Origin of the sequence: Neisseria sp. P0019.S002 (genome assembly GCF_051957155.1) — a bacterium.
Lineage (GTDB): Bacteria > Pseudomonadota > Gammaproteobacteria > Burkholderiales > Neisseriaceae > Neisseria > Neisseria perflava.
Genome location: NZ_JBQCWS010000038.1, coordinates 1 through 600 on the forward strand (window position 1 = coordinate 1; position 600 = coordinate 600).

The 600-nt window shown below is 44.8% G+C and carries 1 protein-coding gene; it reads right to left on the bottom strand.

Features of this window, described 5'->3' with window-relative positions; translation table 11 throughout:
• The coding region (locus ACTHTY_RS11405; protein ID WP_440367722.1) for a phage late control D family protein at positions 1 to 600 on the bottom strand (600 nt) is incomplete at both ends.

The following is a 600-nucleotide window of genomic DNA, read 5'->3' on the forward strand; positions in this document are numbered from 1 at the left end:
AGGTAATAGCCAACTTGTGCATCTCGTACCGTCGATATTGCCGTAAATTGTTTGGCTTGGGCATCGTAGTAGTTGCTAAGGTTTTGGTTAAAGCGTTCGATCTGACTGTTGCCTGATGGTGTTGCACCATCTTCCCCATTCAGGTCAGGTATCCATGCAGGGCTAAAGTGCCATACTTGTTCTAAGCCTAGACTGGCGTTGTCGTACTGGTCACTGTGCTGATGTTTGCTTTGTACATTGCCTGCACCTTCTTCAGTTTCAAGAATATCGGCTTGCCAACGGTGAATATGTACTGAAGTCGGTTGGAGTGAACGTATACCTGTAAATGATGTAATCGTGTCTTGCTGTTCTACCGCGGAACTGCGGTGAAAGCGGATGCTTCTGCGTTCTAGCGCAGTGTATTGGCTGTTGTCATCAATTAAACGTAGTTTTTGAGCTTGGATCGGTGCTGAGATGTTGGCAACATTGAGTTCGGCTTCATCAATCAACCAGCTTAAATTTTCACTTCTCATCAAACGAGTAAGTAGATCGTGGTCGCTTTCGTTCATCTGTATAATTAATGGACGAACATCGTAGTCTTTGGTCAGCCCAGTTTTATCT